The sequence below is a fragment of the Streptomyces sp. MK37H genome (assembly GCF_018035285.1).
Classification (GTDB): Bacteria; Actinomycetota; Actinomycetes; order Streptomycetales; family Streptomycetaceae; genus Streptomyces; species Streptomyces endocoffeicus.
Genome location: NZ_JAAAYH010000095.1, coordinates 1 through 24,351, shown reverse-complemented (window position 1 = coordinate 24,351; position 24,351 = coordinate 1). Strand labels below are relative to the sequence as shown.

Sequence of the window (24,351 nt, the reverse complement as noted above, 5' to 3'; positions counted from 1 at the left end):
TCCCATGGCGTAGGTGATGTCCGCGCCGGAGAGCAGCCCCGCGATGTGCTGCCGGGTCGTGGGCTGGTCGAGCAGTTCGCCGAACAGCTCGCGCAGCGCCGTCACATCGCCGCCCGGCCGAGTCAGCAGCGACTGCGCCTGCGTGTGCATGGCGACCCGCCGGGCCGCGGGGTGCCGCTCCGACTCGTACGTGTCGAGCAGCCCTTCCGCCGCGTGGCCGCGCAACTCGGCGGCCAGCTTCCAGCCGAGGTTCACCGCGTCCTGGAGGCCCAGGTTGAGCCCCGGGCCGCCGATCGCCGAGTGCACATGTGCGGCGTCGCCGAGCAGCAGGACGCGGCCCGCGCGGTATCGCTCGGCGATCCGGGTGTTGCCGCCGAACAGCCGCCGCATCAGATGCGGCCCCGGCCCGGCTGGCGGGCCGAGGGCGATGTCCGTGCCGAGCACCCGGCGGGCGCTGGCCCGCAGCTCGTCCAGCGATGCCTCGCCCTCGGCCGGCTGCCCCCATTCCACGGTGGTCAGTTTCGGGTCACCGTCCGGGGACGGCGCCCAGGCGATCAGCCCCTGCTCGGTCCGCAGATGCTGGAACGGCGGTATGACGCCGAAACCGGGCACGGCCAGGCCGCCATCGGCACCGACCGCGTCCGGGTCCACGCTCACATGTCCGGTGCGCGACACCGAGTCGTCCGTCGTCACGCCGGGGAACGCGATCCCGGCGAGCTTGCGGACCGTGCTGCGCCCGCCATCGGCGCCAACCACGAACTCCGCCTCGACCGGGGCCTGTTCGCGCAGCTCGACCGCCACCGACTTCTCGCCCTGCGCCAGGCCGATGACCTCGTGGCCGCGCCGGATGTCTACGCCCAGCTCGGCCGCGCGCTCGGCGAGCATGCGCTCGATCCGGCGCTGCGGCACCAGGAGCGTGTAGAGCGGGTTGTCCGGCAGGTCGCTCAGGTGGAGCGGGAACGCGCCGAAGGTGAAACGGGGCGCCGGTTCGGGCGTGGTGCCGGGCTCGGTCAGCCGCTCGTACAGTCCGCGCCGGTCGAGCATGCGGACGACCTGGCCCACGAGGCCGTTGGCGCGCTGCGCGTCGTGCGGTTCGGTGAGGCGCTCCAGGACGACCGGGCGCACACCGGCCAGCGCGAGTTCGCAGGCGAGCATCAGGCCGTTGGGCCCCGCGCCTGCGATGACGACCTCGATCATGGATTCCCCTTCGGGGCAGGTTGGTTGAGGGCTTTACGGGGTGGACAGCCCCGCCGCGATCCGGGCGAGGGCATCCGTGAGCAGGCGGCTCACCGGCACGGCCGCGTCGGTGCGGAGATGGTGGGCGATGGCGGTGTTGACCGCGCCCATGACCGCCGAAGCGACGAGGTGCGGGTACAGGTCCTGCTCGAGGTCGCCGCCGGTACGTTCCGCGACGGCCGCCGCGATCTCGGCCTCGGCGACGGCCCCGGCCCGCGACATCTCACCCCGCAGGGCCGGTTCGGCGACCATCACCCGCACACCCGCCGTCCACTGCGCCGCGTCGGCGACGGGCGGATGGGCGACCGCTTCCGCGTCCGGCGCGAACTGCCGCAGCACGGATTCCGTGATCGCGTCCCACAGCGGCTCGCCCGGCCGTTCGCGCAACGCCTCCGCGACGCGCAGACAGCGGTCGAGGTGGCGGAAGACGATCGCCTCCGCCTTGCTCGAGAAGTAGTTGTTGAACGTACGCGGCGAGACCCCGGCGGCCTCGGCGATGTCCTCCACCTTGACCTTGTCGAACCCACGCTCCACGGTCAGCCGCACCGCGGCCCAGCTGAGCGCGGCGTGCGTCTGGGCCTTCTTCCGCTCTCGCAGTCCCATGCGGCGAGCGTAGCAAAACTTGCGTCCCCCGCAAATGTGCGGGGCCCGCACTTTTTGGAGTCAGGGTTCGGTGGGTAACGCTGCCAGGTCCAGCTCGGCCCAGATTTCCTTGCCAACGGTTCGCTCGCGCACGCCCCAACGTGCGGCGAGGGCGCGGACGATGAGCAGACCGCGGCCGTGCCTGTCGCGGGGTGACGGGCGGCGGGGCCGGGGGAGTCGCTCGCCCCGGGGGTCGGATACGGCGATCCGCAGGCGGGTCTTGGTGAGGGTGAGCTGTACGCGGAAGAGCCGCCCGGGTACGTGGCCGTGCCGTAGGGCATTGGTGGCCAGCTCGGACACGATGAGCGCCGTGTCGTCGGCGAGTGCGGGGTGCCCCCACTCGGCCACCAGTCGCGTGGCGTGCTGGCGGGCCCTGGTCACGCTTATCGGTGTCGGGACGTAGTCGACGCGGCCCTCTTCGATGACGGGGTCGCTGGGGTTCGGAGTCCGGGGGTCTTGGGGCGCGAATGCCATCGCGTACCTCCAGTGGGCAGGGCAGGGCGGAGTGCGTCCGCCAACTGACGTCCCTGTGCGAGCGGTTCATTACGGACCGTAGCCCCGTGGTGGTGATCGGTTCAACTCCACTGAGGAAAATTCAACCGATCTCGCTTGCGAGGTGCCCCGCTACGCTCCAGACTGGCGTCACATCACGGAGGAGAGATGCACGGTGACAGAGGGTCAGTCCACCCAAGGGAACAGCACATCAAGCGTCTTGGGGAGGAGACTGGGCGCCGAGCTGATGAGCCTCCGGACCAGGGCGGGCCTGACGCAGACGCACGCGGCGAAGGCGCTCAGCGCTTCCACTGGCAAGGTCGCGAAGATGGAGGGCGGGTGGGTTCCCATCCGGGACCCGGACATCCGCGCTCTGTGCGCGCTGTACGGCGCCAACGACCCCGCGACGGTGGGTGCGCTGCTGGAGCTGGCGCGCATCGACCGCGAACGCCGCAAGGCGAAGGGTTGGTGGAATGACGTCCCGCTCACCAAGACCATGAGGGAGTACGTGCCGCTTGAGAGTGCGGCCACGGCTGTCAAGGCGTGGCAGGTGTCGTTCATTCCTGGACTGCTCCAGACTGCGGACTACATGCGGTCGTTGCGGCGCGCAGCGGACCCGGGTGAGCACCCCGATCAGGTTGCGGCGTTGGTCACCTCCAGGGTCGCCCGGCAGAAGAGACTTTGCGGGGACAAGCCGCTCTCCCTCTGGGCCGTCATCGCGGAGGCGGCACTGCGCATCCCAGCGGCCGAGCCCCAGATGTTGCGGGAGCAGTTGGCGAGCCTCCTCGATTGGAGCGAGCGCCCCAACGTCACGGTTCAGGTGCTTCCCTTTGGCGCCGGGGTGATTCGAGCGCTCGCGGGCTCGTTCAACGTTCTTTCGTTCGCCGAGGCGGGCGCCATGGACGTGGTGTACCAGGAATTGGCGTTCTCAACGGCGTGGGTCGAGGGTGGCGAAGGTGCGGCGCAGCACGTAAGACTGTTCGAGGAGACTGCGCGGGGCGCGCTGCCTGAGGCCGAGTCCCGAACCTTCATCGGGACGCTCATCAAGGGACTGTGAGCTGTGAAAACCTTCGTCTTCCGTAAGTCGAGCTACAGCAATGCACACGAAGAGTGCGTCGAGGTGGCCACGAACGTGCCCGACACCGTGGCGGTACGCGACTCCAAGGACCCGGAGGGTCGAATGCTCCGGTTCACCCCCGCCGCCTGGGCGGCCTTTCACGCCAAGCTGATCAAGTAGGCACGAGCCGTGGTCGATTTCGTGTTCCGGAAATCCAGCTTCAGCACTGGCGATCGCGAGTGCGTCGAGGTAGCCACGAACGTGCCCAACATCGTGGCCGTACGCGACTCCAAGGACCCGGAGGGGCGAATACTCCGGTTCAACCCCGCCGCGTGGGAGACCTTCGCGGCGGCGGTGTCGCGGGGGCTGGAGGAAAAAAGTTCGGCGTCGGGGTAACGGATCGGGTGCCCATCGACCCGTACCGGTCGTGTGCCGCGTTATCAGGATGCGGCCGTCCGAACGCGAGGCGATGTGATGATCGATCCCTTGTTTCTTCCGGTGCTCGGCGCAGGCCTGTCCCTGGTGGTCCACCTGGGCGCTGCCGCCGCCGAGGTGTGGGTGTTGCGCGGGCGGGCCCGGCTGACCGCGGCGGCCGCCAGGGCGCCGGAAGGGGTTGAGCTGGGAGGGCGCGGGCGGGACGGCGCGACGTGGTACGTGCGGACGGCCCGGACGGAGGGCGGCGGGCGTGCGCGATGAAGCTGCGGGCGGTAGCCCCTGGCCCGATGGCCTGACGGTGGCCGACCTGGACCGTGACAACGGGCGGTTTTGGAAGGTGGACCTTCGCGCGTACGCCGAGCGCCAACTGAGACAGCACGGCGTGCCGTCGGGCCGGCTGGACGCCGACGATGTGGTCCAGTCCGCTTGGCTGGAGCTCCACACCGCGAACACGGAGATCCGGTGGGCCGATCGGTACGCGTACCGGGTGGCTCGGAACGCGATCCGCCGGGCCGCCCGGGAAGGCCGTCGGACCGCCTCGACGGCCCTGGCTTCCGATGACGTACCCGTGCTCGGCGAGGCTTACCCGACCGCGTATGAGCAGGAGTGGAACTCCCCGGTCGAGTATCGGGTGCTGCAACAGGAGACGGCGAGCGAGATCGCCGCGGCCAAGGAGCGGCTGACCCCTTTACAGCGCGGCGCTGTCGAGGGAACGGTGGAGCACGGGTTGCCGCGCTCCGATGTCGCTGCCCAGATGCGTGTGCGGGTGGGGACGGTATCGGCCCACCGGGCCCGTGGACTGTCCAAGCTCCGCGCCGAGTTGGTAGGGCTCTTCCTGCTGTGGTTGTTCCTGCTGTCGTGTGCCGTGTCGTTCGCTCTGGTGCATCCACCGGGCTCGTTGGCCAGTGGGGTGGGCGGCCTCCTGGTGTTGCTCGTCACCGGCGTCGGGAAGTTGGTCCACTCACTGAGGCGGGAGGGCGGGCGGATCATGACGTACGGGGCGGAATGGCTGGCGGCAGCCGCGGCCCTGGGCCTCACCGCATGTGTCGTGGTCTTGATCGTCGTGAGCCGTTCCGCGGATGGCACCCCCGGATTGGACTACGCGTCGGGGGCCGAGCCGACGCTGAACCGGTCGGGCCTGGAGAGCTGCTTGGTGAGCGGCTACCCGCGATGCCCCGGCAACCAGTGGTGGTGGTCCACCTCGACCGATGAGCCGCTGAGAACCACGTTCGCCCTGGACGGGGCCGGTACGTCCCGGGCCCTGCGTGGCCGGCTGTGGCTGGACCCCTGCGGCCTCGATGACATCTCCGTACGGTGGTCCATCGCGGCGGGCTCCCGGCAGGTCGCCTCCGGCACCATGACCACCCACGGCGCTCTCGAATCCAGGGCGCTGACGGGGGAAGTCCCGCGGCAGGCCCGAACTCTGGTCCTCACCGTGCGGCGCACCGACTCCGATTCCGACTGCCACGGTGTCTTCACCTGGGACAAGGCCGGGGTTGAGGCAACGAGACGCTGACTGAGGCTCACTCGACGGCGGCGGTGCGGCCGGGTTCCGGACCCCCGCCGCCTCAGTGGAATTCCGGGGTGCCCTCACCCGGGCCCACCACGGTGTGACCCGCGCGCCGTGATTCCTACTCGCCGAACCCGGCGATCGCTTCCAGGACCGCGCCCCGCATCGTGGCACTGCCCGTGTGCCCCGAGTCGTCGATCACCTTCAGTTCCGCGTCCGGCCAGGCTTTGGACAGCTCCCACGCGCTCTGCAACGGACTGCCCAGGTCGAGTCGCCCGTGGATCAGCACCGCGGGGATACCGGCCAGCCGGTGCGCGTCACGGAGGAGTTGCCCGTCCTCGAGCCACGCGTCATGGGAGAAGTAGTGGGCGCAGATCCGGACGAAGGCCATCAGCGCGTCGTCGGGCTTGTCGCTGTAGTAGCCCGGATGCCCCAGTGCCTCGTGGGCGATGACGGCATCCTCCCAAGCGCACCAGGCCCGCGCCGCCTTGACCCTGACCGCCTCGTCCGGACTGTTCACCAGCCGGTCGTAGGCCGCGACGAGACCGCCGCCCCGCTCCCCTTCCGGCACCGCGTCGCGGAACGTCTCCCAGGCGCCGGGCAACAGGCGTCCGACTCCGCGGTAGAGCCAGTCGGTCTCGTCCGGCCGGGTCATGGTGACGCCCGCGATGACGATCTCGGAGACCCGCTCGGGGTAACGCTCGGCGTAGGCGAGGATCAGCGTTGAGCCCCAGGAGCCGCCGTAGAGGAGCCAGCGCTCGATGCCCAAGTGCTCGCGCAGCCGCTCCATATCGGCGATGAGGTGATCGGTGGTGTTGTGATCGAGGCTGACGGACGGGTCGGAGGCGTGCGGCAGGCTTTCACCGCAGCCGCGCTGGTCGAACAGGACGATCCGGAAGACCTCGGGATCGAACATCCCGCGATCGCCGCGGTGCCCACCGCTGCCGGGGCCGCCGTGCACGCACAAGGCCGCCTTCCCCTGGGGATTCCCGCTGCTCTCCCAGTAGATCCGGTTTCCGTCGCCGACCTCGAGGAGGCCGTGCGCGTACGGTTCGACGGGCGGGAACGGCTCGGCCATGGCGGTCTCCTCCTGAAGGCGTGAAGAGCAACCTGGTGAGGCTAAGCGCTTCGCGGGAAGTGCCGCGAGGTGCGGTCGTTCATCCGCGGCTGCGTCGTGGCTGTTCGCGCCCACGCGGCGGAGCCGCACATCGACACAGCCCCGCGCCCCTTCGGGGCGCGACCGAACCGCACCGGACTTCAGCGAGGCCGCTTGGTCGACGGCTGGAAAGATGTCCCCTGATGTGCCCTCAGCTCGTGTGGCGTCGCATGAGATGCGACTCCGCGTCGTGGCGATACATGATTCCAAGGACCCGGACGGTCGAATACTCCGCTGCACCCCCGCCGCCTGGGCGGACTTCCGGGTTGCCCTCACCCAAGAGCCCAGGCAGAACACGATGTGACGCGCATCACCGGAACTCGCTCCTCCTCCCGGTCAGCCAACACACGTGACCACAGATATGCGAACCCGGGTGCGGGCCGGGGATCCAGATGCCTTCGCGGAGCTCTTTGACGCCTACGCACAGACCGTCTACAACCACGCCTTCCGGCTGACCGCCGACTGGTCCGTGGCCGAGGACGTGATGTCGGCGACGTTCATGGAGGCGTGGCGGCGCCGCGAATCGGTCGATGCCGAAGGGGGGTCCCTGCGGCCCTGGCTCCTCGGCATCGCCACCAACGTCGCCCGTACCCATTGCCGCAGCAACCGGCGTTACCGGGCCGCGGCCGCCGCTGCCGCCGAGGCGGGGCCCGCCTCGATGCGAATCCCCGACCACGCCGAGGAGACGGCCGGGCGCGTGGACGACCGGCGCCGGATCAACGCCACCCTCACCGCCCTCGGTTCGCTCAAGCGCGCCGAACGGGAGGTCCTCGTCCTTTGCCTGTGGGAGGGCATGGAGTACGCCGACGTCGCCCGCACCCTCGACGTCCCCATCGGAACCGTCCGCTCCAGGCTGTCCCGAGCCCGCACCAAGCTGCGCAAACTCGCCGACGCCGAACTGGGCCGCAAAAAACGGGAACTCACTCCGCTCACCCGGCAGGTAAAGGGCGATCGCAGCCACGCGATCCGGTCCGCAGAGGAAGGAAACCGATGAACGCCAGCCCCTCCCAGCCGCACCCGGCTGAGTGGCCGGAGACCCAAGAGCTCCGGGCCACCGAGGAGCGGAGTCTGCCGGCGGGCCGCCACGAGTTCCACAAGGAGCACCTGATGGCCCAGATCCGCGAAGACATCCGCAGCACCGGAACCCCCGCCCCCGTCCGGCAGCGCAACCCGTTCCTGCGCAAGGCGATCCTGCTGCCCGCCGGGGCCTGCGCCCTGGCCGGGGCGATCGCGGGCGGTGTCGCCCTGTCCGGGGGCGACGGCGACAGCGACGGTGTGACCCCCCTGGCCACCGGCCCCGCGCTGACCACCCAGATCGGCGCCGCCGACGTCAAGGGCGGCCCCCAGCTGCTTGACCGCATCTCCCTGGCGGCGGGATCCGGCGACACCGACGGGCCCGTGGTGCGCGACGGCCAGTACGTCTACATCGCTTCCAAGGTGGCCAACACCTACCCCAAGACCGTGAACGGCAAGACCACAGTGGTCAGTACCGAACTGCACGACCGTCAGGTCTGGCAGTCGGCAGACGGCAAGGACGGCTGGCTGATCGAGCCGGGCGAGACCAGCGACGAGGGCACCACCCTGGCCGGTCCGCACCCGATCAGCTCGGCGTACAACAGCCTCGTCAAACTGCCCGCCGACCCCGACGCGCTGCTGCGGAAGATCTACCAGGACGCCCGCGCGGACAAGGACAAGGAGGTGCCCGTCGACCAGGCGGCCTTCGTCGCCATCGGTGATCTGCTGACCGAGAGCTACCCGCCCGCCAAGCTCGCCCCCGCCCTCTACAAGGCCGCCGCCAAGATCCCCGGGGTGGTCGCGGTGGACGACGCGGTTGACGCCACGGGCCGTCACGGGGTCGCGGTGGCGCGGATGGACGACACCGGCCAGCGCGAGGAGTGGATCTTCGACAAGAAGAGCCTGAAGTTCCTCGGCGAGCGCACCGTCCAGGTCAAGCCGAGCCCGGACAAGAACGACCCGATCAAGCCCGGCACCGTGGTCTCCACCAGCGCGATCACTCAGCGCGCGGTCGTCGACGGCAACAAGCAGATGCCCTCGCAGGCGGGCTGACGTGAATCCGACACCGCGTGAGCGAGCGTCGGCGACCTCCAGGGCCGCGGTGTGCGCCCTGGTGGTCGCGGGAGTGATGATGGGGGCCGCGCTCGCGGCCCCCGGGTCCGGCCTCGGCGTACGGACGGGGAGCGCCGCCACCGCCGGGAGGTCCGGCACCGGTGACCCGTCCAGGGGCATCACCCTGGTCACCGGGGACCGGGTCCAACTGGACGCCAGGGGCCAGGTGACCGGCGTCCAGCAGGGACCGGGCCGTAAGGACATCCCGGTATCCGTCCGGCGCTCCGGTGGTGACAGTTTCGTCCTGCCGGCCGACGCCGCCCCCCTGATCGGCCAAGGCGTCCTGGACAAGCGGCTGTTCAACGTCAACGCGCTCTTACGGGCCGGATACGACGACGCACATCGCGGGACGCTGCCGCTGATCGTGTCGTACAAGCGGGGCTCCGGGAAGAACAAGGGCGCGGCGGCGCTCGCGGAGGCGGGTGCCTCCGTACGCCGCGAACTGCCCAGCGTGGGCGGCGCCGCGCTCAGCGTGCGCAAGACCGACGCCGACAGCGCCTGGCAGGCCCTCACCGCGACCGCCGGTACCGGGCACGCCCGCACGGCGGCCCCGGGGATCGCCCGCGTCTGGCTGGACGGCCGGTTCAAGGCGCAGGCGGGGCCCAAGGCCGGGGCGAAGGACGTCAGCCACAACGTCACCCAGATCGGCGCGCCGGCCGCCTGGGACGCCGGATACGACGGTAAGGGCGTCAAGGTCGCCGTCCTGGACTCCGGCATCGACACCACCCACCCGGACCTCGAAAAGGCGGTGACGGAGGCGAAGGACTTCTCCGGAACGGGGAGCACCGACGACAGGTCCGGTCACGGCACCCATGTCGCGGCGACGGTGGCGGGCTCGGGCGCCCGGTCCGGTGGCCTCTACAAGGGCGTCGCGCCCGGCGCGGAGATCCTCAACGCCAAGGTGCTGGACGACAGCGGCGAGGGCACCGACTCCAGCGTCATCGCGGGCCTGGAGTGGGCCGCCGACCAGGGCGCCAAGGTCGCCAACCTCAGCCTGGGCCAGTTGGACACCCCGGGGCAGGACCCGGTCGAGACGGCCGTCAACTCCCTCTCGGAGCACAAGGGCCTGCTCACCGTCGCCTCGGCGGGCAACGACGGCCCCACGGCCGGAACCATCAGCACCCCCGGCTCGGCGGACTCGGCGCTCACCGTCGGAGCCGTCGACGGCGAGGACGGCATCGCCGAATTCTCCAGCACCGGCCCGACCGCCGACAGCACGCTGAAGCCGGACCTCACCGCGCCGGGCGTGGACATCGTCTCGGCGAAGGCGGCGCACGGCGACATGGGGGACCCGGCCGCGGACGGCTACGTCGCCATGTCCGGTACGTCGATGGCGGCACCGCACGCCACGGGCGCCGCCGCGATCCTGGCCCAGGAGCACCCGGACTGGACCGGACAGCGGATCAAGCAGGCGCTCACCGCCTCCACCAAGCCGACCGCCGGGCTCGACGCGTACCAGCAGGGCACCGGGCGGGTCGACGTGGCCCGGGGGATCACCCAGAGCGTGACCAGCGAGCAGACGTCCGTGTCCTTCGGCAAGCAGATGTGGCCGCACGCCGACGACCAGCCGGTCACCAAGCGGATCACCTACCGCAACGACGGGGACCAACCCGTCACGCTGGACCTGTCGGCCACCGCGACCGGCCCGGAGGGCAAGGCCGCCCCGGACGGTCTCTTCAGCCTCAGCGCACGCCAACTCACCGTCCCGGCGGGCGGCACCGCGAGCGTCGACCTCACCGCGGACACCCGCACCGAGGGGCCGGACGGCGCCTACTCGGGCGCGCTGATTGCCACCGCGCAGGGCGGCGACACGGAGGTACGGACGTCCTTCGGCGTCATCCGCGAGGCCGAGGCGTACGACGTCACCCTGAAGTTCCTCGACCGCCAGGGCAAGCCCGTCAGTTCGCCGCTGACCGAGATCAAGAGTTACACCACCGACTACTGGACCACCGCGTTGGAGGACCACCAGGAGACCTCGAAGGGCGTCTACAAGCTGCGTATCCCCCGGGGCGACTATGTGGTGGACACGGTGATGTCCGAGGACACGGACACCTCGCTCCTCGTCCAGCCGAAGCTCGCGGTCACCAAGGACACCACGATCACCTTCGACGCCCGCGAGACGAAGCCGGTCGAGGTCACCGCCCCGGAGAGCGCGAAGATGGCCACCGGCTATCTGAACTACCGCCTGGGCGTGCCCAGTGCTCTCAACGCCACCCTGTTCTACGGCGAATCCTTCAAGGGGCTGCGCACCACGACCCTGGGCCCGTCCCCGGACGCCGGGAAGTTCAGCACGCAGATCGGCGGCCTGTGGCAGAAGGGCAGCACCACCTACAACCTGCTCTACAACCTGCCCGACCGCTTCCCCACCGGCTACCAGCGCACGGCCCAAGCGAGCGAACTGGCCCTGCTGAAGCGGCACATCGGCTCGTCCGCCCCGGACCGCAAGGGTGTCGTCAACGCGCTGTGGAGGGGCCCGGAACTGTCCCTGGGCACGACCAGCGCACCGTTCGCGCTCCCGGCGACCGCGAAGACGTACGTGACCACGCCCGAGGGCTACCCCTGGACGGTCGCCGTCAGCCAGCGGGGTCCCGCCGCGGAAGACGACACCGATGTGCACTACCCCGAGGAGCGGCCGACGTCGTACCGGCCGGGCCGGACGTACGAATCGACCTACAACGTCGGCGTGTTCAGCCCGGCGGTGGACAAGGAGCACACCGCCCGCCGCTCCGGTGACACGCTCGACATGTGCGTCCCGAGCTTCGCCGACGGCGACGGCCACGCCGGTTCCTCCCGGGTGAGCGAGCAGCACACGACCGTCACCGCGGGCGGCAAGAAACTGCTCGACAACGACGGCGACCTCTGCCAGACGGCCGACGGCCTCCCCGCCACCTCGGCGCCGTACACGATCCACACGGACGTGACCCGCCCGGCCGACGTCGCCGGTGTCACCAGCCGTCTCACCGCCGCCTGGAGCTTCACCTCCGCGAAGCCGAACGGCTCGGAGACCGCGTCCCTGCCCCTGTCCACCGTCCGCTTCCATCCAGGGCTGACGACGGGCAGCACGGCGAAGGCGGGCAGTCGGATCACCGTCCCGCTGTCCCTCCAGGGCCCGGCCGCCACGCGTCTGAAGTCGCTTGCCGTACAGGTGTCCTACGACGAGGGCGAGACCTGGACCGATGCCCCGGTGACCACGCGGGACGGCAAGAGGAGCCTGGACCTGACCCATCCGAAGGACGCCCGCTCGGTCTCCTTCAAGGCCGACCTGACCGACACCGACGGCAACACGTACGCGGTGACGATCGTGAAGGCGTATCTGCTCACCTAGCCGACGACGCCCCGTATGCGGTGCTTCCTCGGGGGAGCGCGGCCCGCGTCAGCAGCGTGCTGACGCGGGCCGAGGGACAGGTCGGCGAGGATGACGCCACCTGGCCGGATCTGCTCGGTCCACGCGGTGGGGATTCCGGGCACCGAGCAGGTGGCGATGATCCGGTCGAACGAGGCGTCTCCCGGGCGCGCTCCTTGCCTACGGCTCGTAGGGGTATGGGCCGGCGGTGGGCGGGGTGGCCAAACCCTCGGGCCCGCTCGCCCAGCTGTCAGTTCAGGATGTCGTGGAGCACCATGTCCACGGTCCGTTCCACCAGCGTCCGGTCGAGCGGCAGATGGAGGAAGAGCGCTCGGAAGTAGAGGGGCGCTGCCAGCGCGTCCAGGACGAAATCGAGATCGATGTCGGTGCGAGCCTCGCCGCGCGCCATGGCGTGTTCGAGGGTGCGAGCCGTCGTCGCACGTCGGGCGTGGAACACGACGTCCAGGAACCTCTGCCGCAGTGGCCCGTCGTCGGCGAGGTCCGCGATGAGCGCGGGCAGTACCCGCCCGAGCACCGTGTGGTTCAGGGCGTCGGTGATGGTGGAGATCCCGGTGATGAGGTCCTGACGCAGGTCGCCGGTGTCGGGCGTCGGCTCGACGCCGATCGTCGATGCCAGCGCGTCCACGACCAGGTGTTGCTTCGACGGCCACCGCCGGTAGATCGCGGGTCTGTGCACGTCCGCCCGGCGTGCGACCTCTCCGATGCTCAGCGGCACGTACCCCTTCTCGTCCAGCAGGGTCAGCGTGGCGGTGAGTACGTCCTCATCGATTCGTGGATCACGGCGGCGACCCGCGGTGGTGTGCTGCCCCATCTACGCCTCAGATACCCGTCGAGGGTACGAGCACGACGCGCCAGCCGTCGGGGTCTTCGATCGTGATCGCGTCGTTCTTCTCCCAGTAGGGGTTCTCCGCCTCGACCGGCGGGTGCCCCATGCTCGCCAGCCGGTCCGCCACGGTCGCGATCGCGCCGGCATCCGGAACGTAGAACACGAGGAGGTTGTCCCGTGTCGGTGCCGGGCCTGGGCTGCCCTGTGCGTGCTGGGTGAACTCCAGGTGGTACGGCTTTCCTGGGAGGCCGAGCATGACTCCGTCATAGCCGTCATGCCCCTCGAACCTGAACAGTTCGGTCAGGCCCAGCCCGTCGCGGTAGAACCGGACGACGTCGGCCAGTCGGTCGGTCGGCCGTGCGACGCGCACCTGCTGCACGTCGAAGCCGTCTGCCCAGTCGTGTTCCTGGTGGTCAGTCATGAGGGTGTGTCCTTTCTTGTCCTTCGCGGCATGCCGCTGATCGCCGTTGCCCGCCATCAGAGATTGATGACGAGCACGCTGAGCAGTGACGTGATGAGCAGGGTCAGATGGGTCTGCTGGATGGGGCCCATCTTGACCCAGTACGAAAACCACAGCCCGCCGACGAGCATGGCCAGCCACAGTCCGGTGAACGGCAGCATCCCGAGGTTGGCCGCCCCCACGGCGTCCCGTACGGGCCGGGCGCCGTAGCCGTCCAGTCCCGCGGCGACGAACATCGCCGTCGCCCGCCACAGCAGTCCGGCTGCCGCCGTCTGTACGAGCACGACGGCGTAGAACGCGAGCCGGTGGACGACAGGAGAGTCCACGGCCCGCCAGACGACACCGCGGCCCAGGCCGTCGGGGTCCTCCTTGAGGTCGCGCATCGTCATCATGCGTGCGACGGCGCCCGAGTTCGTGTCTTGATCGGTGAGGTTGTTGAGGACGAAGAGGGTCAGGTAGGCGGCCAGTCCGCCGACCAGGATCGCCTTGATCCATACGAGGGCGTGTGCGGGGTCCACGGACATCCTCCTTTCGATACAGTACGGACTGTATCGAAATGAGGGGAGCCCAAGTCAAGGTGCTGGTCCGCGTCACATCCGTGGGGCCCGGGACCGATGACGCCGCGCGTCAGACCTCCTCGCGCATCAGCCGCAGATACACCACCGAGAACAGCGCCCCCACCAGCAGCAACAGCAGCGCCACCGCCGTGCCGTAGCCGATCAGGGACTTGTTGAACGCCTGGTCGTACATGAAGACCGGGAGCGTCTGGCTGCGGTTTCCCGGGCCGCCCCGGGTCATGGCCCAGATGAGGCCGAACACCGACAGCGTCTGCAAGGTGTTCAGCATCAGATTGGTGCCGATGGAACGGCGGATCATCGGCAGGGTGATGTGCCAGAAGCGGCCGATGCCGCCGGCGCCGTCGACCTCCGCCGCCTCGGTGATCTCCTTGGGGATCTCCGACAGCGCGGCGGAGTAGACGAGCATCGAGAAGGCCGTGCCGCGCCAGACGTTGGCGAAGGAGACGGCGAGGATGGGCAGGGTGTAGAGCCAGTTCTGGGACGGCAGGCCCAGCCAGTCCAGCAGCGCGTTGAGCGTGCCCTCGCGGCGGAAGAACGCGTACAGCAGGAAGCCCGCCACGATCTCGGGGACGACCCAGGCCGCGATGACGATCGAGCCCGTCAGCGTCCGCACCGGCCGGGAGGCGCGCTGCATCAGGGCGGCCAGGGCCAGGCCGAGGGTGTTCTGGCCGACGAGGGAGGAGAGGAGGGTGAAGACGAGGGTGAGGACGACCGCGTTGCGGAAGTCGTCGTCCCCGAAGGCGCGCTGGAAGTTGTCCAGGCCCACGAAGTCCGTGGAGGACGCGCCCGTGAGCTGCATGTTCGTGAAGGCGATATAGACGCAGTAGGCGATCGGGCCACCGAGGAAGAGCAGCAGCATGACGGTGGCGGGGGCGAGCGGAAGCCAGCGCAGGGGGCGGCCGCGACGGGGGCCCGGCCGGGCCGGGGTCTCCGTCGGGGCCGCCGCCACCTTGGTCGCGGTTGCCATCGGGGAGCGGCCCTCAGCCCTGGCCGCCCGCCGCCACCGTGGCGCCGTCGGCGATGGACTTCAGCTGGTCGTCGTAACCCTTCGCGGCCTTCTCCGGTGAGGCGTCACCCGTGGTCGCCGCCTCCATCGCCTCGCCGATCGCCGTGGACACCTGTGGGTAGACGGGGGTGGTGGGGCGGTAGTGGGTGTACTTCACCAGCCCCGTGAAGAAGGTGATCCCGGGCATGGACGAGGTGTACTTCGGGTCCTGCGCGACGTCCTTACGGACCGCGATCTGCGCGTCGACGATGTCCCAGGTGACCGCGTTGTCCTTGGTCTGGAGCTGTTCGATGAACTTCCAGGCCAGATCCGGGTTCTTGGACTTCGCGCTGATCGCCCACGTCCAGCCGCCGGACATGCTGACCTTGCCGGGCGCCTGGCCGTTCTGCGTGGGCATCGGGGCCTGGCCGAGGGTCTTGGACCACTCGGGCCAGGGCTTGCCGCCGGTCTTCAGCCAGTTCTGGCCGAGCCAGGAGCCGTCGAGGGCGATGGCCAGCTTGCCCTGGGGCAGCCATTCGCTGTAGACGGTGGTGCCCACGTTGGGGTCGAGGGCGTCGGAGATGTCCGGGCCGAGTTTCTCGGAGTAGACGGTCTTGAGGAAGCCGAGGGCGTCGCTGAACCCCTTGCCGCCGGTGACCCACTTCTTGGCGCCGGGGTCGTAGAGCGGGTTCCCGCCCGCCTCGCCCGTGCCGTACAGCAGCATCTCGAAGCCCTGCATTACGGAGGTCTCGCCCGGGGCCTTGCCGGTGTAGACGTTGAGCGGGGTGACGCCGGGGACCTTCTTCTTGATCGTGCGCGCCGCCTCGAGGATCTCGTTCCAGTTCTTGGGGGACCAGTCGGCGGGCAGCCCGGCCTTGGCGAAGATCTCCTTGTTGAACCACAGGCCCCGGGTGTCGGTGCCGTCCGGGACGCCGTACGTCTTGCCGTCCTCGGCCTTGGCCGCGGCCTTCGCGGTGTCGACGAACTGGTCCCAGGTCTTCCACTTGGCCAGATACTCGTCGAGGGGGCGCAGATAGCCCGCCTTGATGTCGGAGTTGATCCGGAAGGTGTCCTCGTAGACCAGGTCCGGGGCGGTCTTTGGGGACCGCATCATCTGCTGGACCTTGGTGGCGTAGTCGTTGTCCTGCGCCTGGATCGGGATCAGCTTGACCTTCTTGCCGGGGTTGGCCTTCTCGAACTGCTTCTTGACCTCGGCCAGATGGTTGTCCTTGAAGCGGATCTTGTTGTCGGTGGAGCGGTTGTAGGCGACCTTGACGGTGTCCGGGTCGCTGCCCGAACCGCCACCGCAGGCTGTGAGTCCGGCGGTGGCGGCGAGGGTGGCGGCGAGGATCAGTGGGGCGGTGTGGCGCACGGGCACGACCTCCTTGCTGGCCTCTATGGGCTGCGGGCTGACCGTAAGGTCGGCTTCAACGGAAGGTCAATCCCCGTGACCTGGATGGTCGCTTGATCGAACGCCGCCCGGCGGGCGGATGGGGCCCAGTTCGGTGTCAGCCGTTGTAGCCCGCGAGCGCCTTGGTGAAGTCGTACGTGCCTTGGTCGATACCGCTGCACGCGTCCCCGCCCGTGCCGGAGCCGCACTTGCGGTCGCGGTTGAGCGACCAGAAGCTGACGCGGGCCAGGTGGTGGCTCTTGGCGTAGGAGACCATGTCCTTGAAGTTGTTCAGGGATATCGTCTCGCCCGCGACGTCGGTCTTGCCGTTCATCGAGGAGAAGCCGACCTTGCGGTAGGCGGCGTCGGAGGAGAGGCCGTACGCGCTCGCCACGGTGTTCTTCAGACCGTCCACCGCGGACTTGGTGGCCGCCGCCATGTCGATCGATCCCTGGCCGAAGTCGAACGGCATGACCGCCCAGCCGTCTACGTCGAGCCCGGCCGTGGCACCGCGCTTGACCAGGTCCTTTCCATTGGAGTCGGGGCCGGTCGTGGTGGTGCCGAAGGTGACGTACACCTTGATGCCGCTGTTCTTCTGCTTGACCGTCTTGAGCGCGTCGATCACGCGCTGGCGGACCGTGGCGTTCTCGAACTCGGTCGACTCGATGTCGATGTCGATCGACTTGAGCTTGTAGGCGTCGATGACCTTCTGGTACGCGCCGGCGAGCGCGGAAGCGGAAGAGCACTTCTCGCCCAGCTTGTTACCGCTCCAGCCGCCGAAGGAGACGGTGACATCGCCGCCCGCCGAGCGGATGGAGTTGATCGTCGACTGGTCGTTGCCGCCGGTGAGCGCGCGGGAGCCGTCCCACTTGGGGTTGCAGCCGCCGTCGGACAGCATGAAGGCCATCGTGAACTGCTGGGTGCCGGTGGCCGACATGACGTCCGTAGCCTTGGGCGGGGAGCCCCAACCCAGGTACAGGTAGGGGCCGTTGAGCCCGCTGGGGGCGGCGGCGGTGTGCGCCGCCCGCGGCGCCGCCTGGGCGGTGGCCGCCGTGGTGGCGCCCGCGGCGAGCAGGCCGATGGCGGCGGCGAGGGCGAGTCTGCGGTGCGTCGGCTTGGAAAGAGGCATGGCTGATGGAGCCTCCTGGGTGGGGGGTGGGAGGAAGTCGAGCGAGGCTGAACCTAGCGAGGCGGCATGCCCGCGACAAGATGTCGGATAGGAAACTTTCCTATTCGCGCGCCCATGCGGAGGGGATCAGCCCGCCGCAGGTGTCAAGATCCGCCGGACACCCCTACTGCTCGCTGAGCCAGCGGTACAGCAGCTCGGGCCGTCCGATCTGCCCGTAGTGCGGGGCGCGGGCGGCCCGCCCGGCCTCCACCAGGTGCTCCAGATAGCGGCGGGCGGTGATCCGGGAGATCCCCACGGTCTCGGCGGTCGCCGCGGCCGAGATGCCCTCCTCCTCCGCGCCGCGCAGCGCCTCGGTGACCGCGTGCAGGGTGGCCTGGGTCAGCCCCTTGGGCATCGCGGCGGGCTGCGGTGCCCGCAGCGCGGCCAGCGCCCGGTCCACCTCGTCCTGCCCGCTGGCCTCGCCCGCGGTCGCGCGGAACTCGGCGTACCGGAGGAGGCGGTCCCGGAGGGTGGAGAAGGTGAACGGTTTCAGCACGTACTGCACGACCCCGAGGGAGACCCCGTCGCGGACCACCGCGAGGTCCCGGGCCGAGGTGACCGCGATCACGTCCGCGCCGTTCCCGGCCGCGCGCAGCGCCCGTACGAGCTGGAGACCGTGCCCGTCGGGGAGGTAGAGGTCCAGCAGCAGCAGATCGGCGGGCGTCCGCTCCAGCAACCGCTGCGCGTCCCCGCCACTCCGCGCCGCCCCGACGACGGCGAAGCCGGGAACGCGCTCGACGTACATCCGGTGCGCGTCCGCCGCGACGGGGTCGTCTTCGACGACGAGAACCCGGATCGGCGCCGGATCCCCCGGTCTCGCCTGCGGCGGGCTCATGAACGGATTCCTCTCGAAACGCGGTCGAAACGCGGTGGACGTGGAAGCTCGGGGCTCCAATTTACGGAGGGTAACCGCAAGTGGCCAGATCCCTACGGTGACGATTCCCCTATGCCCCGCTTCCCGGGGCCTCCGCCCCCGGACCCCCGCTCCCGAACGGCCGGATATGGCCGCCCGGCACCGGGATGGGACGACGGCCTACCCGCGTCAGCCGCGCCTGGCGCCCGATGCCGAGCGGGGCATCCGGCCGTCCGGCCGGGCCGCCTGCCGTCCGCCCCTGCGCGGGGTGGTCGGCGGTGGCCCGCCTCGGGGGGTCGGGAGCCCGCCCCGGGCAGCGGCTGCTGTTGGGCGCCCGGTGCCGTCCTGGCTGTCGCTGGGCGGCTGGTGGTGGCGGGTCCCGGAGGGGTGTGGAGGCGCTGCCTCGCCTGGGTCGGCCGTGCTTCGGCTCCGGCGGGGTCCGGTACCGGGTGCGGGCATCCGGTGGGCTTGTCCGGCCTGGCCGCTCGGCCCCCGCCCTCGCGCGGGGTGGTCGGCGGTGGCCCGCCTCGGGGGGGTCGGGCGCCCGCCCCGGGCAGCGGTTGCTGTTGGGCGCCCGGTGCCGTCCTGGCTGTCGCTGGGCGGCTGGTGGTGGCGGGTCCCGGAGCGGTGTGAAGGCGCTGCCCTGTCCGGGTCGGCCGTGCTTCGGCCCCGGTGCCCGGCACCGGGCGCGGGCATCCGGTGGGCTCGTCCGGCCGGGCCGCCCGAACCCCGCACCCGCACGGGGTCGTCGGCGGTGGCCCGCCCCGGGGAGCCGGGCGACCCGTACCGCACCGGCCGCCGTCGCGGGCCCGGCACCGTCCTGGCTGTTGCCGGGCGGCCGGTCGGGGTGCCCCACCCGACGCGGGACTCACGTCGTGACGGCCGGGGTCGTCAGGGGGAGGCGGGCGGTGAATTCGGCGCCGCCGTCGGGGGAGGTGGTCACCTCCACCGTGCCCGCGTTGCGGCGGGTGGCCTGCTGGACCAGGGCCAGCCCCAGGCCGCGGCCCGGGGACTTCGTGCTCCAGCCGCGGTGGAAGACCTCCTCGGCCGCCGCCGGGTCGAGCCCGGCGCCGGTGTCCGACACGCGCAGGGTCAGCTCGCCGGCGTCCGCGCGGGCGGTGACCGTGACGCGGGCGCTGCGCGGGGCCGACTCATTGCCGACGCCCTCGGCGGCCGCGTCCGTGGCGTTGTCGATGAGGTTGCCGAGGATGGTCACCAGGTCCCGGGCGGGCAGGCCGGGCGGGAGGACGCCGTCGTCGATGCGGCTGTCGGGGGCCAGGACGAGCTCGACGCCGCGCTCACTGGCCTGGGCCGCCTTGCCCAGCAGCAGGGCGGCCAGGACGGGCTCCGCGACGGCCGCCACCACCTGGTCGGTCAGCGCCTGGGCCAGCTCCAGCTCGGCGGTGGCGAAGTCGACCGCCTCGTCCTCCCGGCCCAGTTCGATCAGCGAGACGACGGCATGCAGCCGATTCGCGGCCTCATGGGCCTGGGAGCGCAGCGCCTCCGCGAAGCCGCGCAGCGAGTCCAGCTCGCCCGAGAGTGCCTGGAGCTCGGTGTGATCGCGCAGCGTGACGACCGTGCCGCGCTGCTCACCGCTGCTCACCGGTGAGGTGTTGACGACCACGACCCGCTCCGCGGTCAGATGCAGCTCGTCCACGCGCGGCTCGGTGGCCAGCAGGGCGCCGGTCAGCGCGGGCGGCAGGCCCAGGTCGGAGACGTAGCGGCCGACGGAGTCCTCGGGCAGGCCGAGCAGCTCCCGCCCGCCGTCGTTGATCAGCGCGATCCGCCGCTGGCCGTCGAGCATCAGCAGCCCCTCGCGCACGGCGTGCAGCGCGGCCTGGTGGTAGTCGTGCATCCGGCTCAGCTCGGCCGCGTTCATCCCGTGCGTATGGCGGCGCAGCCGGGCGTTGATCACATACGCGCACAGGCCGCCGGCCGCGAGCGCCGCGGCCGCCACACCCAGCAGCGCGAGCAGCTGGCGGCGCACCTGGGCACTGATGGTGTCCACCGTGATGCCCGCGCTGACCAGGGCGGTGATCCGGCCGCCGGCGCGGGTGTCGCGCACCGGGGCGACCACGCGCACGGAGGAGCCGAGCGTGCCGGTGTACGTCTCGGCGAAGATCCGCCCGCTCAGCGCGGGCTTGATGTGGCCGAGATACGTGGCGCCGATCTGGCGCGGATCGGGGTGCGCCCAGCGCACCCCGTGGGTATTCATGATCGTGACGAAGGTGACGCCGGTGTCCCGGCGCACCTTCTCCGCGTACGGCTGGAGCCGGGCCGTGGGGTCCTTCGACCGCGCGGCCTCGGCGACCGACGGGGAGTCGGCGACGGCCACCGCGGCGGCGGTCGCCCGCTGTCGCGCGGCCACCACCGCCTGCTCGCGGTCGGTGACGTAGGCGAAGACGGCGCATCCGGCCACCAGGGCGGCGACCAGCACGACCTGCATCGCGAAGAGCTGGCCGGCCAGGCTGCGTGGGTGGGGGATGCGCATGGCCATCAGTCTGCACACGCATCTTTGTGTGAACGAAATGAACGGAAGGGTGACCCCCGTCACAGGCTGGGGCATAGTCGCCGGGACCGTTCAAGGCGGTGTGCGAGCCGCACACAGTACAGCGCCGGGACAGTTGGACGGCAGAACAGAAGGAGGCAGCACCGTGGCTGCGGACACCACGCCGCCCGCATCCGGGCGTACGGAACCGGATGGGACGAAGCCGAAGAAAGAAAGGATTCACTACCTCTACCTCGCCGTCATCGGCGCGGTGGCGCTCGGCATCCTCGTGGGCTTCGTGGCCCCCGATACGGCGGTGGAGCTCAAGCCCATCGGCGAAGGCTTCGTCAACCTCATCAAGATGCTGATCTCGCCGATCATCTTCTGCACGATCGTGCTCGGCGTCGGCTCGGTGCGCAAGGCGGCCAAGGTCGGCGCGGTCGGCGGTCTGGCGCTCGGCTACTTCATGGTGATGTCGACCGTGGCCCTCGCCATCGGCCTGGTCGTCGGCAACTTCCTCGAGCCCGGCAGCGGCCTGCACATGAGCCATGAGGCGGCCCAGGCCGGACAGAGCCAGGCCGAGGGCGCCAGTGAGTCGACGGCTGACTTCCTGCTCGGGATCATTCCGAAGACGCTGGTCTCCGCCTTCACCGAGGGCGAGGTGCTGCAGACCCTGTTCGTGGCCCTCCTCGCGGGCTTCGCCCTGCAGGCGATGGGCAAGGCGGGCGAGCCGGTGCTGCGCGGCATAGGCCACATACAGCAGCTCGTCTTCAAGCTGCTGTCGATGGTCATGTGGGCCGCCCCGATCGGTGCCTTCGGCGCGATCGCCGCCGTGGTCGGCGAGACCGGTCTGGACGCGCTCAAGGCGCTCGCGGTCATCATGGTCGGCTTCTACGTGACCTGCGCGCTCTTCGTGTTCCTCGTTCTCGGGACGATCCTGCGGCTGGTCGCGGGCATCAACATCTTCCTGCTGCTGAAGTACCTGGCGCGGGAGTTCCTGCTGATCCTTTCGACGTCCTCCTCCGAGTCGGCGCTGCCGCTGCTGATCGCGAAGATGGAGCACGCGGGCGTCAGCAAGCCGGTCGCCGGGATCACCGTCCCCACGGGCTACTCCTTCAACCTGGACGGCACCGCCATCTACCTGACGATGGCCTCGCTGTTCATCGCCGAGGCCATGGGCGACCCGCTCTCCATAGGCCAGCAGATATCCCTCCTCGTCTTCATGGTCGTCGCGTCGAAGGGCGCCGCCGGTGTGACCGGCGCGGGCATGGCGACGCTGGCGGGCGGTCTCCAGTCGCACCGGCCCGAACTCGTGGACGGCGTCGGCCTGATCGTCGGCATCGACCGCTTCATGAGCGAGGCCCGCGCCCTCACCAACTTCGCGGGCAACGCGGTCGCGACCGTCCTGGTCGGCACCTGGACCAAGGAGATCGACAAGGAGCGGATGAACGAAGTCCTCGCCGGACGGCTGCCGTTCGACGCGGAGGGCTTCGCCCGCGACGGTGGCGGCCACGGCACGGCCGCGGACGACTCCGGGGCGGCCGAGGGCAAGTCCCTCCCCGAGCGGCGTGACGGTGACACGGCGAAGGAGCACGTGCCCGCCTGACACCCCACGCGCAACGCGGCCCTGCCCTCCTGAATCGGGGCGGGGCCGTGCGCGTTTCACGTGTCCGTTGGGCGTGGCCGCCGCAGGTGGCCGTGTGGCGGTCGCACGACGAATGGTGCTCCGCACCCGCCGCGTGGCGTCTCGCGCACGACGGAGGGCCGTTGCGCACACGGTGTACGGCGTCCCGCGCGCGGCGGCGGTGTTGCGGGCGTGGCGGGGCGTCGCGCGTACGAGGCGTGGTGTCCCCGTGGCGGGAGTTTCGCGGACGTGGCGGGGGCGTCGCGCATACGCGGGGTGGTGTCCGCGCGCGTCGGGGGTGTCTCGCACACGAGGGGTGTCCGCGGGCGTGGCGGGGCGTCGCGCGTACGAGGCGTGGTGTCCGCGCGCGGCGGGGGTGTCTCGCACACGAGGCGTGGTGTCCGCGCGAGTGGCATGCGCGTGCACGCACCAGTCGCAGCGGCCGGAGAGGCGGTGGTGTCCGCGCGCGGCATGCGCGCGGGGCGTGGTGCTCGCGCGTGGCGCGTGGGGTCCGGCGTGTGTCGCATGCGCGCGTCGTGCCCAACGGCAAAAGGCGTCCCGCGTCTTCCCCCCGTTGGAAGACGCGAGACGCCGGCATCGGCCCGGCCGCCCTTGGCTCCTTGGCGGTCCTCGGCTGGTCTTCGGCTGGTCTTCGGCGCCGAAGGCGCCTCAGCGCTCGCCGTCCGGCGCGCGGCGCAGCTGTTCCGGGAGGGCCGTCCACTCGGGGCCCTCGCACAGGGGTTTGACCCAGGCGATGTTCCCGCCGGTGTCCACGTAGGCGACCCGGCCCATGGCCTCGCGTTCGAGGTCGTAGACGAGCTCGCCGATCCGTGGTGTGCTCCGTGTTCCTCCTGCGGTGGTCATGAGCCGCCTCCCCGGCACCTCACTGCCATACCGTCCCCCGTTCATCGTCGGAAGAGGGCCCGGAGACCGGAGAGTTCCGGTCCGGCCGCCGCCGTCAGCGGTGACCGGGGAGAGCTTCTGGTGCCCGTGGGACCCTCGAACACTCGTAGGGTGCTACGAGCCGCTGATATCCCGCTGATGCCTCGCTGACCCGAACCCGTGGGTAGGCTTCCAAGTGGTCACAGTGAAATCTCTGGTACCAACGGGGGCAGTGTGTGGATGGGACCGAGTTTCGCCTGTTGGGACCGGTCGGAATATGGCAGGGCGAGCATCTGCTGGGGCCGACCGCCGCACAGCAGCGGTCCGTTCTGGCGATGCTGCTGATGGCCTCCGGCCGCGTGGTGTCCGTCGACAGGCTGGTGTTGGCAGTATGGGGCGAGGACCCGCCGGGGTCCGCGCGAAACGCCGTACAGGTACAGATTTCCAAACTGCGGCGGATCCTGTCCGCCTTGCCCGGGGCCGAGTTGACGACATCGGCGAAGGGCTATTCCCTGACCGTCGCGCGTGAGCAGGTCGATCTGCATCGCTTCCGCGATCTGGTGCGGGCCGCGCGGGAGGCTCCCAAGGACGCCGGGGCCACCGGGGAGCCCGAGGCCGCCGTGGCCGCCGAGGCCCGGGCCGGGGAACTGCTGCGCGCCGCGCTCCAGCTGTGGCGCGGACCCGCGCTGTCGGATGTCGCGGGCGGCTGGCTGCCCGAGACCCTGGGCGCCGGTCTGGAGGAGGAGCGCCGTGCGGCGGTCGAGGAGTGCGCCGCGATCGATCTGCGCTCCGGACGCCACCACGAGGCCGCCGCCGAGCTGTCCGCCCTGGTGGCCGAACACCCCCTGAGGGAACGCTCGGTGGCGCTGCTCATGGAGGCGCTGCGGCGCTGTGGCAGGCGGGCCGACGCCCTCGCGCTGTTCCGCTCCACCCGCCGGAGGTACGTGGAGGAGCTGGGCATCGAGCCCGGCGACGAACTGCAGCGGCTCCACCGGCAGGCGCTCGAGGACAGCCGGCAGGGGAGGGACGACAGGGACGCCCGGGACAGCCACGATGGCCGGTCCGGGGATGCCTCCGG

At 70.6% G+C, this 24,351-nt stretch carries 25 protein-coding genes; 11 read left to right on the top strand and 14 right to left on the bottom strand.

The annotated features are described in order from the left end of the window. The 3 genes from GWI24_RS16170 to GWI24_RS16160 all read right to left on the bottom strand — a co-directional run. The coding region (locus GWI24_RS16170; RefSeq protein WP_210946653.1) for an FAD-dependent monooxygenase at positions 1-1,197 on the bottom strand (1,197 nt) is incomplete at its 3' end. A gap of 33 nt (positions 1,198-1,230) precedes the next feature. Further along, a complete protein-coding gene (locus GWI24_RS16165; RefSeq protein ID WP_210946652.1) occupies positions 1,231-1,839 on the bottom strand; it encodes a TetR family transcriptional regulator in 609 nt (202 codons plus the stop codon). A gap of 60 nt (positions 1,840-1,899) precedes the next feature. Further along, complete coding sequence (locus GWI24_RS16160; RefSeq protein WP_308343665.1) at positions 1,900-2,259, bottom strand: ATP-binding protein; 360 nt, start codon at positions 2,257-2,259, stop codon at positions 1,900-1,902. A 235-nt stretch (positions 2,260-2,494) separates the two neighbouring features. Between GWI24_RS16160 and GWI24_RS16155 the strand changes: the two genes are divergently transcribed. From GWI24_RS16155 to GWI24_RS16135, 5 genes are all read left to right on the top strand, one after another. After that, positions 2,495-3,427 carry a helix-turn-helix transcriptional regulator gene (locus GWI24_RS16155; protein WP_308343664.1) on the top strand — a complete coding sequence of 311 codons (933 nt, stop codon included), beginning with the start codon at positions 2,495-2,497 and terminating at the stop codon, positions 3,425-3,427. A 3-nt stretch (positions 3,428-3,430) separates the two neighbouring features. Beyond that, positions 3,431-3,607: a DUF397 domain-containing protein gene (locus GWI24_RS16150; protein ID WP_210946649.1), complete on the top strand. Its 177-nt coding sequence runs from the start codon at positions 3,431-3,433 to the stop codon at positions 3,605-3,607. A gap of 9 nt (positions 3,608-3,616) precedes the next feature. Next, positions 3,617-3,823 carry a DUF397 domain-containing protein gene (locus GWI24_RS16145; protein WP_210946648.1) on the top strand — a complete coding sequence of 69 codons (207 nt, stop codon included), beginning with the start codon at positions 3,617-3,619 and terminating at the stop codon, positions 3,821-3,823. A gap of 78 nt (positions 3,824-3,901) precedes the next feature. Further along, on the top strand, positions 3,902-4,123 hold the full coding sequence (locus GWI24_RS16140; RefSeq protein WP_191065470.1) for a hypothetical protein: 222 nt from the start codon (positions 3,902-3,904) through the stop codon (positions 4,121-4,123). Beyond that, positions 4,113-5,378: a sigma-70 family RNA polymerase sigma factor gene (locus tag GWI24_RS16135; protein ID WP_210946647.1), complete on the top strand. Its 1,266-nt coding sequence runs from the start codon at positions 4,113-4,115 to the stop codon at positions 5,376-5,378. Before GWI24_RS16140 ends, GWI24_RS16135 begins: the two co-directional genes overlap by 11 nt. 115 nt (positions 5,379-5,493) lie before the next feature. On the opposite strand, the gene pip is transcribed toward GWI24_RS16135, so the two are convergent. Then, the gene (gene pip / locus GWI24_RS16130) at positions 5,494-6,450 is read right to left on the bottom strand and encodes a prolyl aminopeptidase (RefSeq protein WP_210946646.1); all 957 of its coding nucleotides are present in this window, start codon (positions 6,448-6,450) and stop codon (positions 5,494-5,496) included. 211 nt (positions 6,451-6,661) lie between these two features. Here pip and GWI24_RS16125 point away from each other — a divergent pair, with 211 nt between their 5' ends. Genes GWI24_RS16125 through GWI24_RS16110 form a run of 4 tightly spaced genes read left to right on the top strand, consistent with a single transcriptional unit; the run spans position 6,662 to position 11,980 of the window. Next, on the top strand, positions 6,662-6,832 hold the full coding sequence (locus GWI24_RS16125; protein WP_210946645.1) for a DUF397 domain-containing protein: 171 nt from the start codon (positions 6,662-6,664) through the stop codon (positions 6,830-6,832). A gap of 45 nt (positions 6,833-6,877) precedes the next feature. Continuing rightward, positions 6,878-7,522: an RNA polymerase sigma factor gene (locus GWI24_RS16120; RefSeq protein ID WP_308343662.1), complete on the top strand. Its 645-nt coding sequence runs from the start codon at positions 6,878-6,880 to the stop codon at positions 7,520-7,522. Continuing rightward, entirely contained in the window at positions 7,519-8,595 is a 1,077-nt protein-coding gene (locus GWI24_RS16115; RefSeq protein ID WP_210946644.1) for a CU044_5270 family protein, read from the top strand. Before GWI24_RS16120 ends, GWI24_RS16115 begins: the two co-directional genes overlap by 4 nt. Position 8,596: 1 nt before the next feature. After that, positions 8,597-11,980, top strand: coding sequence for a S8 family serine peptidase (locus tag GWI24_RS16110; protein ID WP_308343660.1), 3,384 nt, complete (start codon positions 8,597-8,599; stop codon positions 11,978-11,980). On the opposite strand, the gene GWI24_RS16105 is transcribed toward GWI24_RS16110, so the two are convergent. The 9 genes from GWI24_RS16105 to GWI24_RS16065 form a co-directional block, all read right to left on the bottom strand. Next, a complete protein-coding gene (locus tag GWI24_RS16105) occupies positions 11,977-12,252 on the bottom strand; it encodes a hypothetical protein (RefSeq protein ID WP_210946655.1) in 276 nt (91 codons plus the stop codon). The two genes, GWI24_RS16110 and GWI24_RS16105, sit on opposite strands and share 4 nt — an antisense overlap. After that, positions 12,249-12,830 (bottom strand): TetR/AcrR family transcriptional regulator, encoded by a 582-nt coding sequence (locus GWI24_RS16100; RefSeq protein ID WP_210946643.1) that lies wholly within the window; start codon positions 12,828-12,830, stop codon positions 12,249-12,251. The genes GWI24_RS16105 and GWI24_RS16100 overlap by 4 nt, the downstream gene beginning before the upstream one ends. A gap of 7 nt (positions 12,831-12,837) precedes the next feature. Continuing rightward, the gene (locus tag GWI24_RS16095; protein ID WP_247616437.1) at positions 12,838-13,323 is read right to left on the bottom strand and encodes a VOC family protein; all 486 of its coding nucleotides are present in this window, start codon (positions 13,321-13,323) and stop codon (positions 12,838-12,840) included. Then, on the bottom strand, positions 13,323-13,823 hold the full coding sequence (locus GWI24_RS16090) for a DUF2165 family protein (protein WP_210946642.1): 501 nt from the start codon (positions 13,821-13,823) through the stop codon (positions 13,323-13,325). The genes GWI24_RS16095 and GWI24_RS16090 overlap by 1 nt, the downstream gene beginning before the upstream one ends. Positions 13,824-13,932: 109 nt before the next feature. After that, entirely contained in the window at positions 13,933-14,850 is a 918-nt protein-coding gene (locus GWI24_RS16085; protein WP_210946641.1) for a carbohydrate ABC transporter permease, read from the bottom strand. 13 nt (positions 14,851-14,863) lie between these two features. Continuing rightward, positions 14,864-16,240, bottom strand: coding sequence for an ABC transporter substrate-binding protein (locus GWI24_RS16080; RefSeq protein WP_210946640.1), 1,377 nt, complete (start codon positions 16,238-16,240; stop codon positions 14,864-14,866). 136 nt (positions 16,241-16,376) lie between these two features. Then, a complete protein-coding gene (locus GWI24_RS16075; RefSeq protein ID WP_210946639.1) occupies positions 16,377-17,387 on the bottom strand; it encodes a chitinase in 1,011 nt (336 codons plus the stop codon). 163 nt (positions 17,388-17,550) lie between these two features. Then, entirely contained in the window at positions 17,551-18,261 is a 711-nt protein-coding gene (locus tag GWI24_RS16070; RefSeq protein WP_210946638.1) for a response regulator, read from the bottom strand. Positions 18,262-19,147: 886 nt separating this feature from the next. Further along, on the bottom strand, positions 19,148-20,770 hold the full coding sequence (locus GWI24_RS16065) for a sensor histidine kinase (RefSeq protein ID WP_210946637.1): 1,623 nt from the start codon (positions 20,768-20,770) through the stop codon (positions 19,148-19,150). Positions 20,771-20,933: 163 nt separating this feature from the next. On the opposite strand from GWI24_RS16065, the gene GWI24_RS16060 reads away from it, so the two are divergent. Then, positions 20,934-22,373, top strand: coding sequence for a cation:dicarboxylate symporter family transporter (locus GWI24_RS16060; RefSeq protein ID WP_210946636.1), 1,440 nt, complete (start codon positions 20,934-20,936; stop codon positions 22,371-22,373). Positions 22,374-23,060: 687 nt separating this feature from the next. Here GWI24_RS16060 and GWI24_RS16055 read toward each other — a convergent pair. After that, positions 23,061-23,255, bottom strand: a complete 195-nt coding sequence (locus GWI24_RS16055) for a hypothetical protein (protein WP_210946635.1) — start codon at positions 23,253-23,255, stop codon at positions 23,061-23,063. A gap of 278 nt (positions 23,256-23,533) precedes the next feature. On the opposite strand from GWI24_RS16055, the gene GWI24_RS16050 reads away from it, so the two are divergent. After that, positions 23,534-24,351 (top strand): AfsR/SARP family transcriptional regulator (locus tag GWI24_RS16050; RefSeq protein WP_247616435.1); only part of this gene is annotated, 818 nt, incomplete at its 3' end.